The organism is Oleiphilus sp. HI0123 (assembly GCF_001635315.1).
Window position 1 is genome coordinate 1 of the sequence record NZ_LWGE01000763.1, and the last position, 493, is coordinate 493.

A 493-nucleotide genomic window follows, 5' to 3' on the forward strand; every position below is an offset into this window, starting at 1 on the left:
AAGTGCTGGCCGGAATATGATTAGAAGTGATTGTCAGCAAGCTATCAAGATTAAAATAGAGTCACAATAAAAAAAGACAATGGCTCAAGTTAACCTATAATCAAATAAACACCCGCCTACCAAGCGGCATGCTCCGCTCATATTTGAGCTCATAAATCTACACTCATATAAAACCTTATGTCACTGGAAGAATTTGCCAAGAAACGCTTTCTCATCGTCGATGAACTAGACTCCTTCCGTTTTTCTACCAAAAAGACACTGATGTCACTTGGCCTTAAGCTCGTTGACACAGCAAGCAGTGCACAAAATGTTGTCTCAGGTTTTCAGAACGTCAATTACGACGTTACGCTGTGCAACTATGACTTAGGCAAAGGCAAAAACGGCCAGGAGTTACTTGAGGAGCTACGCTACAAGAAACTGTTAAAGTTCTCGGACTTATTTTTTATTGTTTCAGCCGAAGTTGATCGCAGTAAGGTTATGGGCACCGTCGAGA

General features: G+C 41.4%; 1 pseudogene. It reads left to right on the forward strand.

Annotated elements, in window-relative coordinates:
* Positions 1 to 177 precede the first annotated feature (177 nt).
* Positions 178 to 493 (forward strand): annotated as a pseudogene (locus A3761_RS06755) (response regulator); the annotation flags it as partial.